Origin of the sequence: Paenibacillus sp. G2S3, from assembly GCF_030123105.1 — a bacterium.
Lineage (GTDB): Bacteria > Bacillota > Bacilli > Paenibacillales > Paenibacillaceae > Paenibacillus_AQ.
The window spans coordinates 2,094,814-2,108,898 of record NZ_CP126095.1 but is presented as its reverse complement, the minus strand read 5'-3'; the positions used below and the strand labels follow the sequence as shown (position 1 = coordinate 2,108,898).

Genomic DNA, 14,085 nt, shown 5'->3' with positions numbered 1-14,085 from the left:
TTCCATATAGTTTAATTTTTACAAAACAACAACAAAACAATCATATCACCATAATGTTAACTTGGTGTAAAATCGATGAGGTGAATTTACAAAAATCTAATCCACCTTTTCTTCCTGCAAAAGCGGCAACTCAATAATAAATGAGCTTCCAATCCCCAGATCACTTTTAACCGAAATCACACCATGGTGCAGATCTACCAAGTGCTTTACAATAGACAGCCCTAGCCCGGTTCCACCGGAGCTTCTGGATCTTGCCTTATCGACTCGATAAAAACGTTCGAAAATACGCGGAAGATCCTTTTTGGGAATTCCCATCCCTGTATCGGTAACGGTAAATTGGACATTTTCAGAGCCATCTGGCTTCAGTATATTCTTAACATAGACTTTTACGCTACCCCCTTCATGCGTGTAATTAATCGCATTGGAGAGCAAATTCATAAAGATTTGACGCAGTTTATCCTCATCGGCTTCAATGAACAGCTCCTCAGGAACCTCTACGTTAAGACTTATATTTTTCTTCTCAGCCACTTTGCTAATGGTTCCCAGCACGGAATCAAAGAATTCAATGATATGAACAGGTGAGCAATCGAGCTGCACACGTTTAGATTCGATTTTAGATAATTCCAGAATATCTCCAATCAATCGATTTAAGCGTTCATTCTCATCATAAATAATTTGCAAGAAGGAACGGGCTGTCTTCTCATCCTTAACCCCACCACCCAGCAAGGTCTCGGCAAAGCCTTTAACAGCGGCAACCGGCGTCTTCAATTCATGGGATACGTTGGCGACAAATTCACTTCGCATCCGCTCCAGGCGACGAATTTCTGTTACTTCCTGCAGCAGGAAGAGCATACCTCTATACGTCCCATCCTGGATCATAGGTACCGCGTCCATGCGTATAATCCGTTCTCTCGGATTGTAAATACTTCGTTCTTCATGGAGCGTTTCTTTACTCGATACCCCTTCTTCAAGCAGACGCGTTAACTCATAATGACGCTTGAGCTCTTTGTACGAATGACCCGCCATTTCGCTGTTGCTAACATCCAGCATGCGCTCCGAAGCTCGGTTCAGCAGGGCAATTTCTTCGTCCGCATTGATCATTATGATGCCGCCAGTCATATTGTCCAGTACGCTTTGCAACAGATCCTCATTATCTCGAATGGTCTTAAGCTGAGCCTGAAGACTGTCAGCCATGGCATTAATCGCTGTTGCCAGCTGCCCAACCTCATCTTTGCGTTTCAAATGGACTCTTGCGTCATAATCAAGATCTGTGATACGCCGCGCGACTCTCGTGATTTGTTCAAGCGGTGAAGTCATGCTCGATGCCACTTTGTAGCTGACAATAGTTGCTGCCAGGAACAAAACAACTAACCCTCCAGCCATAATCATCCAAGCACGGTTAAGCCCTTCCGTTACTGCATCTAGTCCCATCGAGACCCGAATGTAACCGTCAAAACCCTGATCTAAGGTCACCCGCTCAGCTACATATAGCATCTCACGATCCAAAGTTTCGCTGTAACGAATGGCTCGTCCAGTCCCCTCTTTAGCCGCAACAATCTCCTCTTCACGATCGGAGTGATTGTCCATCTCCAGAGGATTTTTCTCTGAATCTCCTAAAACTTTACCTGACTTACTGATAAAAGTAATCCGGGAATCTAGAAGCTTGGCGATATGCTCAGCCTGATCCGTGTAATACGGAATGGCATTGGTGGCGTCCATATCTACAAATTCCAATGTGCCTGCGAGCAGATTTATTTCCCGGGACATGTTCTCTTCGAGAGCAGCTATATGGGAGCTCTTAAACAGATGAGCCATCGTAAATCCAGTACCAATCATGGAGATACCGATTAAGGCCATAAGTATAAACGTAAGACGAGCGCGAAACGGTTTCATCTGAAATGTGCCTCTCCCTTTTTCATTGTATCTTTTATCCTAACTTCATTTTCATCAAAAAACCAGTACTACTATTTTGGTGACAAAATTCCCTACTATAATAGATTATATAAAAATAACAGCCCAAGTTGATTATCTCTGGACTGTTACTTTGTATTACTTTTGTAAAATATCGCAATTTCATTCTATGCAGGTTGCAAGAAACCACTGATTGCCCTGAGTATCTCTAATGCCCGCTCCTCTTTCTCCATAAGTCTTATCCATGGGTTCTTCAATGATGAATGCCCCGGCATCCAAGCACTTACGAAAGGTCTCATCCACATTCCTTACATATAGATGAATAGCGAGCTGCACCGGTGAATATTTCTCATTAGCTTCGGAAACCTCGATGATCGAATCCCCTATTCTAAGCTCAGCATGTCTAATCTTGCCTTCATCATTCCGCAGCATATCATTAATTCTAGCATCAAAGCAGTTCACAACAAAATCAATCAATTGATCTGCATCATTGGCGATGAAATACGGGGTAACGTTAAGAAGACCATTTCTAATATAATGTGGTACCATTCGTCAACCTCCTTTAGACAAGCACAAATACCTTCGACGTCCCTATATAGACGCTAGGTGATTGTACGAGAAATATAAGGATAATTTATAGCATGGAACATATAAATTCTTATATTTTGATAAAGCCGGAGAAAAAGCCATAACAGCGGATGTCCCCACTTTATGACTTATTCACCAGACTGTAACCCAACTTATTTAAACACGGGCTCTTTGAACTGAGTTAATTTGGCTGCGGAATCTTTCTCTACATCTGCGTGCAGACTGTTGCCATGGGCATCCATCGTTACAATAGCAGCGAAACCATCCACATCCAAATGCCACATCGCCTCAGGAATGCCAAATTCCATAAAATCAACAGCATTTACCTTCTTGATGCATTCCGCATAATACTGCGCAGCTCCACCAATCGCATTGAGGTATACGCCCCCATGCTCCTGAAGAGCCTTTAACGTTTTTGGACCCATTCCACCTTTACCGATGACGGCACGAATTCCAAACTTTTTGATAATATCGCCTTGATAAGGCTCTTCACGGATACTCGTAGTCGGGCCTGCTGCTTTAACATGCCAGCCTTCCTCGTCCTTCATCATTACAGGACCACAGTGATAGATAACTGCACCGTTCAAATCTACCGGAGCCTCATGATCCATTAGATATTTATGAAGTGCGTCGCGGCCTGTATGCATTTCGCCGGATAAAATCACTACATCCCCAACTCGCAAACTACGGATATCCTCTTCACTAATCGGCGTGGTCAGGCGGACTTCGCGAGATCCAGTAGCTGCATTGTTTTCACCTGCATTTGCGACTTCTGATTCCGATGCCTGTTCCCTTCCATCATCTACAGAGATCCCTGTACCACTCTCATATAGCCAATCCTCTATATTGCCCGTTGAAGGATCCACCAGCACACCTTGGCGGCGGAACGCCCAACAGTTATAGGCAACAGATACGAAAAAGCTGGCTGGCAGACGATTCATAACGCCGACCTTACAACCTAATAGCGATACTTCCCCACCAAAGCCCATCGTTCCTATGCCCAGCTTATTGGCATTCTCCATGATGTAGTCTTCCAGCTTGCTGAGATCCTCAATCGGATTAACATCCTCCACTTTACGGAACAGCTGCTTTTTAGCCAGCTCGTAGCCAGTCGTGCGGTCGCCGCCGATACCTACGCCAATAAAACCAGCGCTACAGCCTTGCCCTTGTGCCTGATAAACAGCATGTAGAATACATTTACGAATTCCGTCCAAATCTCGGCCGGCTTTGCCCAGTCCTTCTAATTCTGCCGGAAGGCTGTATTGAATATTCTTATTCTCGCAGCCGCCACCCTTCAGAATCAGTCTGACGTCTATATTATCCTCTTCCCATTGTTCAAAATGAATGACTGGTGTACCTGCCCCCAAGTTATCTCCGCTGTTCTCACCTGTCAATGAATCTACAGAATTGGGACGAAGCTTACCATTCTTGGTCGCCCGTACAATGGCGTTATGAATATCTTTTTTCATCTCAATCTGATTGATTCCCACAGGTGTGTGAATGATAAATGTAGGCATTCCCGTATCCTGACAGATCGGTGATACTTGCTGCTCAGCCATTCCGATATTTTGAGCAATCGTAGTTAAAGCAAGACCTGACCGGGTAGCTCTGTCCTCTAGCGCGCGCCCCTTGGCGACTGCCCGGCGTACATCACCCGGCAAGTTCGTGGACGTTTCTACAATTAGATTATAAATGCTGTCTTCAAAATGCTGCATATTCATTCAAGCTCCTCTCAGCAGATCCAGATTATCAAAAGTCTGATACAATTAGTATAATAATATCATACCTAGCAGCGCATGAAAGGGGTTACTTTAAAATTGAACTACCATTTTTCCGCCTATTTGTATCGGCTTCAATATATTCAGCGCTGGAGCCTAATGCGCAGCACCGCACCAGAGAACGTTGCTGAGCATTCTTTTCATGTTGCCCTACTCACACATATGCTCTGTTCCATTGGGAATGTTCATTATGGACGTTCATTAAATGCCGAAAGAGCAGCAACTATGGCCCTGTTTCATGATGCCAGCGAAGTGTTCACAGGTGACATTGCCACACCAGTAAAATACAATAACCCTCGCCTACTTACCAGCTTCCGCGAAATGGAAAGAATTGCTGCGGAACGCCTGACCGGTATGATTCCTCCCGAGCTTCAGGGCATTTACACGCAGCTCATGCAGCCGGAAGACAGTTCTCCTGATTCGGAGGATGTCCTGCTGCATAGCTACGTTAAGGCAGCCGATCGGCTGGATGCCTACTTGAAATGTGTGTGGGAGGTTGCTGCCGGCAACCGTGAATTTGCAGCGGCGAAGGAGCAAACAGCAGCGAAGCTGCATGGGCTCGGCTTACAGGAAGTAGATTATTTCCTGACTCATATGGCTCCGAGCTTTGAAATGTCTCTTGATGAGCTCTCGGCTGGAAACTAAATCCCAAGATCATTACAAAAAGCTCTAATTCGGCTAATCCTGAATTAGAGCTTTTTATATAAGTATCTTAGTTTGGTTGGCTGAGTCTCTACCCGTTTACGACCTCGCCACCATTAACATGAATAACCTGTCCGGTCACATAGCTCGAATCGTCGGAAGCTAGATACACATAAGCTGGAGCCAGCTCCTCCGGTTGTCCCGGTCGCTTCATTGGCTGCGTACCGCCGAACTCACTTACCTGTTTTGCATCAAAGGTAGATGGAATGAGCGGTGTCCAAATTGGACCCGGAGCAACACCATTTACCCGTATGCCTTTCTCCGCCAGATTTGTAGATAAGGAACGCGTGAAGCTCAGAATGGCTCCTTTCGTTGACGAATAGTCCAGCAATTGTGGACTACCACGATAAGCGGTAATCGAAGTCGTATTAATGATAGCAGATCCTGCTTTTAAATGAGGCATAGCCGCTTTGGTCAAATAAAACATTGCAAAAATGTTCGTACGGAAAGTACGCTCTAGCTGCTCGGACGTAATATCCTCGATCTTAGCTTGTGGATGTTGCTCCGCCGCGTTATTGATGAGAATATCTAGCTTCCCTAGACCCTCTACCGTCTGTTTAATGAGATCCTTACAGAAGGCTTCCACACCAATATCTCCGGGAATCAGGATGCATTTACGACCTTCCTGTTCCACCTGACGTTTTGTTTCCTCTGCATCAGAATGCTCATTCAGATATGAAATAACTACATCGGCGCCTTCTTTTGCAAAAAGAACAGCCACTGCCCGCCCGATTCCGCTGTCTCCTCCGGTAATAAGTGCCGCCTTGCCCTGCAGTTTACCTGCTGCCTTATAATTAGCCGGCTCATATTTCGGCAACGGCTTCATTTCGCTCTCAATTCCTGGTTGATGATGCTGTTCTTGCGGGGGTAAGGTTTTCGTAGCTTGCTTGTCGTTTGACATAATCCTAGCTCCTCTCGTTAAGTAATTGATAGTTAACTGATCGTCTTAGGATGGCTCAAGCGTATACGTTTATACGCTGGCTTTATCATTTTTTCAAATGCTGTATGAAAAGTTACTTACCACATTGCAGGTAGAATCAAACAATCTGAAGTTTTTTTGAACACTCAAAAAAACCCGCTCTCCATTACGGAAGCGGGCTCATAGTGTTACAGATTAAATAATGTCGTTAAATACCATGAAGAATACCATAAGCAGCAACGACACTGACAGAAGCGCACTAAGCGTACGCAATTTGCCTGTTTCTGCTTTAACATCACGGTTCTCACGAATTCCAGCAGCAGCAAGACGCAAAGGCTTGCTCATAATACCACCAAGCGCAAACATCGCTAGCAGCAGTACAACAATAATAATCATCCAAGCTACAGAATAATCACCTTTGGTCATCATGTAACCGCCAGTAAGTAGTTGGATTACCAAACCGTACTGTGCGAAGCGGTTAAATCCTGTAACAGCGCTTAGAGTACCTTCTTTTGCCGCAGGTGACAATTTTTCAGCACGACCGATGATGAATGGCAGTACAAGGTAAAATCCTAGTGCCAGCGTCCCGATCATATGTAAGAAAAACAAAACGTTCCAATCCATATCATATCTCCTCCAATTTAACTGTGATAATAGTTACATATAATTATACCCATAATATTAGAATAAGAAAAGCAACTTAGGTGTCCATTCTTTGAAGTTGTTGATATAAAAAAAGAGAGAGCCCTTAAGCCATTTCACGGCCTTCGGGACCCTCCCCATTCATCTGACACAATCTACACAGATAATATTGCTGTTACGCTACGTACGGACTCCGCGGACTTATCCAATGCCGCTTTCTCCTCAGCCGTAAGCTCCAGTTCAAAAACCTTCTCAATCCCATTCGCACCAAGAAGAGCTGGAACGCCCAGAAATAGATTGTCATAACCATATTCACCTTCAAGTAAGGCAATAACCGGAATGATCCGTTTCTTATCCTTTAAGATCGCTTCCGTCATCTGAACTAAAGAGGCTGCAGGAGCATAATACGCACTACCATTTCCTAAAAGGTCAACGATTTCCCCGCCACCCACACGTGTACGCTTCACAATCTCCTCGATACGATCCGCAGGAATCAATGTATCGATTGGAATGCCTCCGACACTAGAATAACGAACGAGCGGTACCATATCATTGCCGTGTCCGCCTATTACGAAACCACGTACATCTTCAACGGATACGTTCAGCTCTTGCGCAATAAAAGTGCAGTAACGCGCTGTATCCAGCACACCGGATTGTCCAATTACGCGGTTCTTCGGAAAGCCTAACGCTTCAAATGCAGCATAAGTCATCGCATCTACCGGATTACTCAAAATAATCACGATGGATTCCGGCGCTACATCTCTTACGTTCTCGCATACCGACTTCACAATCCCTGCATTGATATTCACAAGATCGTCGCGGCTCATCCCAGGTTTACGGGCAATCCCTGCAGTGATAATTACAATATCAGAATCTACAGCATCTTCATAACTTGAGGTCCCTATAATATGACTGTCGAATCTCTGCACAGGACCTGCTTCTTGCATGTCAAGCGCCTTACCCTTGGTTGGGTTCTCCATTTGTGGAATATCGAGCAGCACAACGTCTCCAAGTTCCTTTTGAGCTAACATAAGAGCAGTAGTAGCACCGGTAAAACCGGCACCTACCACTGTAATTTTATAACGCTTGATCGCCACAGATTCGCCTCCTAGAAATGATAAAGGTAAGGCTAATGTTATCTGGCTAATTCTAACCTATAGGTGGTTAATAATTTCGTCTGCAAATGCGGAGCATTTCAGCTCAGTTGCACCTTCCATCAGACGAGCAAAGTCATAAGTCACGGTCTTATTGTTAATAGCAGTTTCCATACCTTTATAAATCAGGTCAGCTGCTTCCTGCCAGCCCAAGTGCTCCAAGAGCATTACGCCGGACAGAATAACAGAACCAGGATTCACAACGTCTTTGTCTGCATATTTAGGAGCTGTACCATGGGTAGCTTCAAAGATGGCGTGGCCAGTAATGTAGTTAATGTTCGCTCCAGGAGCGATGCCGATGCCGCCGATTTGTGCAGCCAGTGCGTCGGACAGGTAATCCCCGTTCAGGTTCAACGTAGCAATAACATCGAAATCAGTTGGACGAGTCAGAACTTGTTGCAGCGCGATATCTGCAATTGCATCCTTGATAATGATTTTGCCAGCAGCTTCAGCATCCTTCTGAGCAGCATTAGCAGCAGCCTCACCATCACGTTCCTTAATCACATCATATTGACTCCAAGTGAAGACCTTATCTCCGAACTCTTGCTCAGCTACTTCATAACCCCAGTTTTTGAAGGCACCTTCAGTGAACTTCATGATATTTCCTTTGTGAACAAGCGTTACACTCTTACGTCCGTGCTTGATCGCATATTCAATTGCAGCGCGCACCAAGCGCTTCGAACCTTCGGAGGATACTGGTTTGATACCAATACCAGAAGTTTCAGGGAAACGGATTTTGTTAACTCCCATCTCTTTTTGCAGGAATTCGATGACTTTCTTCACTTCAGCAGAGCCTTCTTGATATTCAATCCCTGCATAGATATCCTCTGTATTCTCACGGAAAATAACCATATCCACCAGCTCAGGACGTTTAACAGGAGAAGGAACACCTTGGAAATAACGAACTGGGCGCAGACATACGTACAAATCCAATTCTTGGCGCAAGGCTACATTCAATGAACGAATACCGCCTCCGATTGGAGTAGTAAGCGGTCCCTTAATAGCTACAAAATATTCGCGGATTGCTTCCAACGTATCATTTGGCAGCCATTCACCATATGTATTGAAAGCTTTTTCGCCAGCAAATACTTCGTACCAAGCGATTTGCTTAGTGCCACCATAAGCTTTAGATACTGCTGCATCAAGTACGCGTTTGGAAGCTTTCCAAATATCACGGCCTGTGCCGTCACCCTCGATAAAAGGAATGATTGGATTATTAGGAACTTGTAGTTTTCCTTCTTTAATCGTGATTTGTTCGCCTTCTGTAGGTAGATCGAATTTTTCTAGTTTCAACATTTGAGTGTATTCCTCCTAAAGTTTTGTGGGATTTAAATAGCATTGACAAGCATCGAACAAAACTCTCATCATCATTAAAATCAAAAATTTAAAACACTATTACTAGGGTTCATTCTACTAAACTTTAGGAGCAGCCTGCAAGGCTGCCCTTCTATCTTTCGTCTACCGGAACGTATTTCTGTTCAACCATACCCGTGTATTCTGCACGCGGACGAATAATGCGGTTATCTGTATACTGCTCCAGAATATGCGCAGTCCAACCTGAAGTCCGGCTTATTGCAAAAATAGGAGTGAACAGCTCACGATCTATGCCTAGCTGTGTATAAACAGAAGCCGAATAGAAATCAACATTCGGTCTTAATCCCTTTTGCCCCGTAATCAATTGTTCAATATTTACGGACATGTCGTACAGGGTAGTGTCATTCTTCATAGTGCCAAGCTCCAGTGACATCTTCATCAAATGTTTTGCACGTGGATCACCATTTTTATATACTCGATGACCGAAGCCCATGATTTTCTCACGGTTATCCAGTTTCTTACGGATAAACGGTTCAACCGCTTCCAAACTTCCGATCTCCTCTAGCATCTTCATAACCGCTTCATTCGCCCCACCGTGAAGCGGGCCTTTGAGCGCACCAATAGCGGAGGTGACTCCAGAATAAATATCGGATAATGTCGCAACCGTAACCCGGCCTGCAAAAGTCGAGGCATTCAGCTCATGGTCCGCATGGAGAACAAGTGCGGTATCAAGCGCTTTGACAGATACGCTATCCGGCTCTTTTCCCCACAGCATATAGAGGAAGTTCTCAGCAATAGAAACGCCTTCTTTCGGAGCCACTGGTTCAAGTCCTTTGCGAATACGTGACAGTGCTGCCACAATTGTTGGGAGTTGTGCCTGCAGTTTTACCGCCTTAATCTCGTTCGCTTCTCTGCTCATATCGTCAGCCGCTTCATCATAGAGAGCAAGGCTTGATACAGCCGACCGCAACGCTGCCATGGTGTTGGCGTTTTTTGGATAGAGCTTCATTTGCTCGATTACCTGCTCAGGAATCTGTGCAAAAGCACTGAGATCCCGCTTGAGCGCTTCCAGCTCTGGCGCCGTCGGCAGACTGCCGAACCATAACAAATAAGCTGTTTCTTCGAAGGTAGCATGTTCTGCAAGTTCATCAATATCATAACCGCGGTAAGTGAGTACACCATCCACAATGGAGCTAATGGATGAAGTTGTTGCAACGATACCTTCCAAGCCTTTGGTAGCTGTCATAGCATATCTCTCCTTTGCCAACAAGGTATAAAAACAATCTTAGTTCCATGAAAACATTTCCAATTTAAAGCATTAAAAAATCTAATAAGTGCGTGTAAGGACATCTCCGTCAGGAATGCTGTATAACCAACATGCTTCGTATCTTTATTCATCATACTGGATTTTGTCGGTTATGTGAACAATGTGGAAGCTCTGAGGCGCATCAAATGATTTTATCAGAGAGATAGAAAAAAACTTCTAAACCCCTGATTCACTATCGCCATTTCAGTTTATAGATTCCGAACCCTTCTAATATTTATCCCACACTCTAGTCTTTAAATCGGTTCTATGAATATATATGAAGACGAGCTCTTATTCCCCTGTACATGCAGGAATGAAGAAGGTGTGGTCTCGGTATGGATCGTTTGGTATTAAAAAGACTACTGCGCGGCCTGTGGGTCGTTCTGGCTACTTCCATCCTCCTGCTGGCAATCTATCTATTGCTTCCGCTGTTATACCCCCTGTTGCTCGCTTGGCTGCTAGCATTTATCATGCATCCATTAGTGCTTATTCTTAAAAGCTTCAAACTACCAGGCTGGCTGGCCGTATCGCTCGCTCTGCTATTTTACATAGGTGGAACCACACTAGTTCTGACCGCAATGATTACAAGACTCGTGAAAGAATTAATCGTTCTGCTGCAGACCTTTAATCTCCACACCGACCAATGGAAAGATCTCCTGATGTCCTTAAGCCAGAATGCAAGCATACAGAACATCATCAACCAGATTAACCAATTCTACCGAGACAATCCTGATTATCATGCTACGATTGACAGCAATATCAGCAGAACAACGGAAACTGTAGGTTACGCAGTTACGCAAGTGGTCACAGGATTTTTTAATGTAATATTGAAACTGATCTCCTCACTTCCTAGTATGGGTACAATTCTTATCGTGGTTGTCCTTGCTGCCTTCTTCATTAGTACGAGTTGGGAGCGGCATAATGATAAACTTACTGGCTGGATACCGACTGCTTTCCTAAAGCCTGTGTCAGATATCTGGAGGGATTTACGCAGAGCGCTTTTCGGTTATCTTCGCGCCCAAGTTATCCTCATCTCCATCACAGCGATCATTGTTGTGATCGGGCTGTTGCTGCTGGGTGTGAAGTCTGCGTTTGCAATCGGCTTAATGATTGGCTTTGTCGATCTGCTGCCTTATCTCGGTGTGGGAATTGTGATGCTGCCTTGGGCGCTATATTCTTATATGACGGACAATCTGGCACTAGGGATCGGACTATCCATACTCTATGCTGTTATACTTATTACCCGGCAGGTACTTGAGCCGAAAGTGCTCGCCAGCAGCATTGGACTCGACCCCCTAGCTATGTTAATTGGCATGTTCGCCGGTCTGCAGTTGTTCGGTATGCTAGGCCTAATCATCGGACCTGTTGTCCTAGTAGTCCTTGTTGCCTTTAACCGAGCGGGCGTATTCCGAGCTTTACACAGCTACATTGTTAGCGGCAGATTAAGATAGGCACCGATAATCATTGATTCGTCAAAATAGCAAACAGAGCGGGCCCTCCATCAATGACAGGGGTCCGCTCTGTTATTGTTGTGAACAGGATACTAACGACGATAGAAGGTGAAGGTGCCGTTCTTCATCTTCTTCTCAATCCACTTCAGCAAAAATATACGGTACAAAGGCCGAGTCAATGGAAATACTAGCGTGAACCCGACAATATCGGTTACGAAACCCGGCAATATCAGTAGCAATCCTCCGAAAAAAATACATAAACCATCCAGCATCGTCCGACCAGGAACGCGGCCCTCCTGCATATGTGTTCTGCTGTCCTGCAGTACCTTCTTACCTTCAAATCGCATCATTAGTAGACCGATTACCGAAGTGGTCAGCATAAGCAGCAGCGTTTTGAATGCTCCTAGTTGATCTGCTACATAGATAAAACCGAATAATTCCACAGCAGGAATAATAAATAGTCCAGCCCATAACCATTTGCTTCTAATCATACTGAACCCCCTTCTTCCCGCAGCGCCTCTTTTATTGCGTGAAAGAGCTCTGGAAGGGCTCTATCCAGCCTAGCAGGTCTCCATTCCTGGTTCACCCAAACATGACTTGTCGTGCCGGTAACCAGCAGCTCCCCAGGTGGATCCATCGACCACAACTCCCCTAGAGTAGCCACTAAATTTTCTGAATTTATACCTTCTTCTTCCGAAAGCCTCCGCACTTGATACTCAAATACGACTCTTAACGCTGTGAAGGTAGTCATTCGCGCATACACGGAGATAAGATCATCATATCGCGCCGGACTTTTAAATTGCAAATCTGCGGAGGTGACAGGAAGTAAGACGCCTTGTTTCTCAAGTTCACGATAAGTAAAACCCACCTGACGAAACATCTCCGTACGACCGGACTCAAACCAGTTCAAATAATTCGCATGATACACGACGCCCATCTGATCACTTTCCTGATAGCGAACACGCAGGGTCGACTTATACCATCGGCTGGGCAAGCCAGCTCGCTCTAATTCCATCTAAAAATACTCCTTTCGGCATAGCAGCAGGGGAGCGTTTAAGCCTGGGCCCCGCCTGAAGGTAGCGTTGTCGTCGATAATTTGCGCCGAGAGCTTCTGGCAACATAGAACAGCAGCATTGCTCCTGCAATTGAGCTCAACATACAAGACAGATTCATTACTTCTACCCCGCCTTGATTGAGCAAGAATCCATTCAGTAAATTACCTACGATGCCAGAAAAACCTGCGAACACCATATTAAATACACTTTGGCCAGTGGCCTGCATCTCGTTAGAAGTGATCTGAGATACATATTCGACTGCAGCAATATAAAAGAACCCAAACGAAAGACCATGCAGCACTTGCACTCCGATCATTACTGATGGATATGGAAAAGCAACCTGAATACCCCACCGCAAGACATAAATAAGGGCCCCAAGGAGCAAGGTCCGCTCACGACCTAACCTCTTAATCACCTTAGAAGCAAACAGCATGGAAGGCACATTCGTCACCGATGCGAGAAAGAGCGCAATCCCTGCATAGCGCGTAGAGCCACCAACCGATTGAAAAGCGATTACAAAGTATGTACCAAAAGCAGCCATCGTCTGGTTCACAAGAAAGCTTCCACCCAAAAACGCAAGAAAGACACGATTCCCCAGCAGTTGCCTTACCCCCTGAGTAAACGATTGCCTCATCATATGATTCTCTTCCGCCTGCTTCGGTAAAGTAAATGCAATAAGGACTGCAATCAGATTAAAAAAGAGAAAAGGCAGCCATATCGTGGATACAGAGAAGGTGGATACGTACAGCCCCCCTGCATAAGCTCCCAGAGCCGCTCCAATGCTCATCATAAGCCGAATGCTACCATAAGTGGCTCCAGCTCTATTCGCCGCTGAAATCGCGTAAGAATCGGCTATAGGAGCCTGTGTAGAGGAGAAGATCGTTGAGCACGTATACACCAGAAGAAGCACAATGAAATATTCCGAACGATAAAAGACGGCTAATAAGGCTGGAACCGCCACACTTAGGATTAGTACTAAACGCGTCTGATTATACCGATCAGAGATAATCCCCCACATCGGCTGAATGGTGATTGCAATTAGTGTGCCTGTTGCCATTAGTATACCTATCTGTCCGCTATTAAGTCCATTGTGGACCAGCAGCAGCGAAAGATAGGAGCCGAATGAACCGCCGGCCAATCCTAAAAATAGATAAAAGCCGCGCAGCTTCGATAATTTCTCCATTTGTACTATAAATCCTCCAACTTTATATTTTTATATTTTAACAGAATACCCGTACTTCATATGTAATCATCGCATTTAATAT

The 14,085-nt window shown here is 45.0% G+C and carries 13 protein-coding genes; 2 read left to right on the top strand and 11 right to left on the bottom strand.

What is annotated here, in order from left to right; translation table 11 throughout:
• Positions 1-96: 96 nt before the first annotated feature.
• The 3 genes from pnpS to QNH28_RS09085 all read right to left on the bottom strand — a co-directional run bounded on the left by pnpS (position 97) and on the right by QNH28_RS09085 (position 4,214).
• Positions 97-1,893 (bottom strand): two-component system histidine kinase PnpS, encoded by a 1,797-nt coding sequence (gene pnpS / locus QNH28_RS09095; protein WP_283911074.1) that lies wholly within the window; start codon positions 1,891-1,893, stop codon positions 97-99.
• A gap of 180 nt (positions 1,894-2,073) precedes the next feature.
• A complete protein-coding gene (locus QNH28_RS09090; RefSeq protein WP_283911073.1) occupies positions 2,074-2,460 on the bottom strand; it encodes a VOC family protein in 387 nt (128 codons plus the stop codon).
• 191 nt (positions 2,461-2,651) lie between these two features.
• Positions 2,652-4,214 (bottom strand): fumarate hydratase, encoded by a 1,563-nt coding sequence (locus QNH28_RS09085; RefSeq protein ID WP_283912095.1) that lies wholly within the window; start codon positions 4,212-4,214, stop codon positions 2,652-2,654.
• A gap of 102 nt (positions 4,215-4,316) precedes the next feature.
• On the opposite strand from QNH28_RS09085, the gene yfbR reads away from it, so the two are divergent.
• A complete protein-coding gene (gene yfbR / locus QNH28_RS09080) occupies positions 4,317-4,922 on the top strand; it encodes a 5'-deoxynucleotidase (protein WP_283911072.1) in 606 nt (201 codons plus the stop codon).
• Positions 4,923-5,010: 88 nt separating this feature from the next.
• On the opposite strand, the gene QNH28_RS09075 is transcribed toward yfbR, so the two are convergent.
• From QNH28_RS09075 to citZ, 5 genes are all read right to left on the bottom strand, one after another.
• Positions 5,011-5,880 (bottom strand): SDR family oxidoreductase, encoded by an 870-nt coding sequence (locus QNH28_RS09075; RefSeq protein WP_283911071.1) that lies wholly within the window; start codon positions 5,878-5,880, stop codon positions 5,011-5,013.
• A gap of 213 nt (positions 5,881-6,093) precedes the next feature.
• The gene (locus tag QNH28_RS09070) at positions 6,094-6,522 is read right to left on the bottom strand and encodes a hypothetical protein (protein WP_042125989.1); all 429 of its coding nucleotides are present in this window, start codon (positions 6,520-6,522) and stop codon (positions 6,094-6,096) included.
• 173 nt (positions 6,523-6,695) lie between these two features.
• Positions 6,696-7,637, bottom strand: a complete 942-nt coding sequence (gene mdh / locus QNH28_RS09065) for a malate dehydrogenase (RefSeq protein ID WP_283911070.1) — start codon at positions 7,635-7,637, stop codon at positions 6,696-6,698.
• Between the two features lie 57 nt (positions 7,638-7,694).
• On the bottom strand, positions 7,695-8,990 hold the full coding sequence (gene icd, locus QNH28_RS09060) for an NADP-dependent isocitrate dehydrogenase (RefSeq protein WP_283911069.1): 1,296 nt from the start codon (positions 8,988-8,990) through the stop codon (positions 7,695-7,697).
• 151 nt (positions 8,991-9,141) lie between these two features.
• Positions 9,142-10,254 (bottom strand): citrate synthase, encoded by a 1,113-nt coding sequence (gene citZ / locus QNH28_RS09055; RefSeq protein ID WP_283911068.1) that lies wholly within the window; start codon positions 10,252-10,254, stop codon positions 9,142-9,144.
• Positions 10,255-10,649: 395 nt separating this feature from the next.
• Between citZ and ytvI the strand changes: the two genes are divergently transcribed.
• A complete protein-coding gene (gene ytvI / locus QNH28_RS09050) occupies positions 10,650-11,765 on the top strand; it encodes a sporulation integral membrane protein YtvI (protein ID WP_283911067.1) in 1,116 nt (371 codons plus the stop codon).
• A gap of 92 nt (positions 11,766-11,857) precedes the next feature.
• Here the strand turns inward: ytvI and QNH28_RS09045 are convergent, their stop codons facing one another.
• The 3 genes from QNH28_RS09045 to QNH28_RS09035 are packed head-to-tail and all read right to left on the bottom strand — an operon-like array spanning position 11,858 to position 14,003.
• Complete coding sequence (locus tag QNH28_RS09045) at positions 11,858-12,256, bottom strand: FxsA family protein (RefSeq protein WP_042186523.1); 399 nt, start codon at positions 12,254-12,256, stop codon at positions 11,858-11,860.
• Positions 12,253-12,780 carry an acyl-CoA thioesterase gene (locus QNH28_RS09040; RefSeq protein ID WP_283911066.1) on the bottom strand — a complete coding sequence of 176 codons (528 nt, stop codon included), beginning with the start codon at positions 12,778-12,780 and terminating at the stop codon, positions 12,253-12,255. The genes QNH28_RS09045 and QNH28_RS09040 overlap by 4 nt, the downstream gene beginning before the upstream one ends.
• Positions 12,781-12,818: 38 nt before the next feature.
• Entirely contained in the window at positions 12,819-14,003 is a 1,185-nt protein-coding gene (locus QNH28_RS09035) for an MFS transporter (protein WP_283911065.1), read from the bottom strand.
• Between the last annotated feature and the right edge of the window lie 82 nt (positions 14,004-14,085).

Coding starts and splice junctions, on each gene's coding strand:
- pnpS (WP_283911074.1), bottom strand. CDS start 1,893: ATGAAACCGTTTCGCGCTCGTCTTACGTTTATACTTATGGCCTTAATC.
- QNH28_RS09090 (WP_283911073.1), bottom strand. CDS start 2,460: ATGGTACCACATTATATTAGAAATGGTCTTCTTAACGTTACCCCGTAT.
- QNH28_RS09085 (WP_283912095.1), bottom strand. CDS start 4,214: ATGCAGCATTTTGAAGACAGCATTTATAATCTAATTGTAGAAACGTCC.
- QNH28_RS09075 (WP_283911071.1), bottom strand. CDS start 5,880: ATGTCAAACGACAAGCAAGCTACGAAAACCTTACCCCCGCAAGAACAG.
- QNH28_RS09070 (WP_042125989.1), bottom strand. CDS start 6,522: ATGGATTGGAACGTTTTGTTTTTCTTACATATGATCGGGACGCTGGCA.
- icd (WP_283911069.1), bottom strand. CDS start 8,990: ATGTTGAAACTAGAAAAATTCGATCTACCTACAGAAGGCGAACAAATC.
- citZ (WP_283911068.1), bottom strand. CDS start 10,254: ATGACAGCTACCAAAGGCTTGGAAGGTATCGTTGCAACAACTTCATCC.
- ytvI (WP_283911067.1), top strand. CDS start 10,650: ATGGATCGTTTGGTATTAAAAAGACTACTGCGCGGCCTGTGGGTCGTT.
- QNH28_RS09045 (WP_042186523.1), bottom strand. CDS start 12,256: ATGATTAGAAGCAAATGGTTATGGGCTGGACTATTTATTATTCCTGCT.
- QNH28_RS09040 (WP_283911066.1), bottom strand. CDS start 12,780: ATGGAATTAGAGCGAGCTGGCTTGCCCAGCCGATGGTATAAGTCGACC.
- QNH28_RS09035 (WP_283911065.1), bottom strand. CDS start 14,003: ATGGAGAAATTATCGAAGCTGCGCGGCTTTTATCTATTTTTAGGATTG.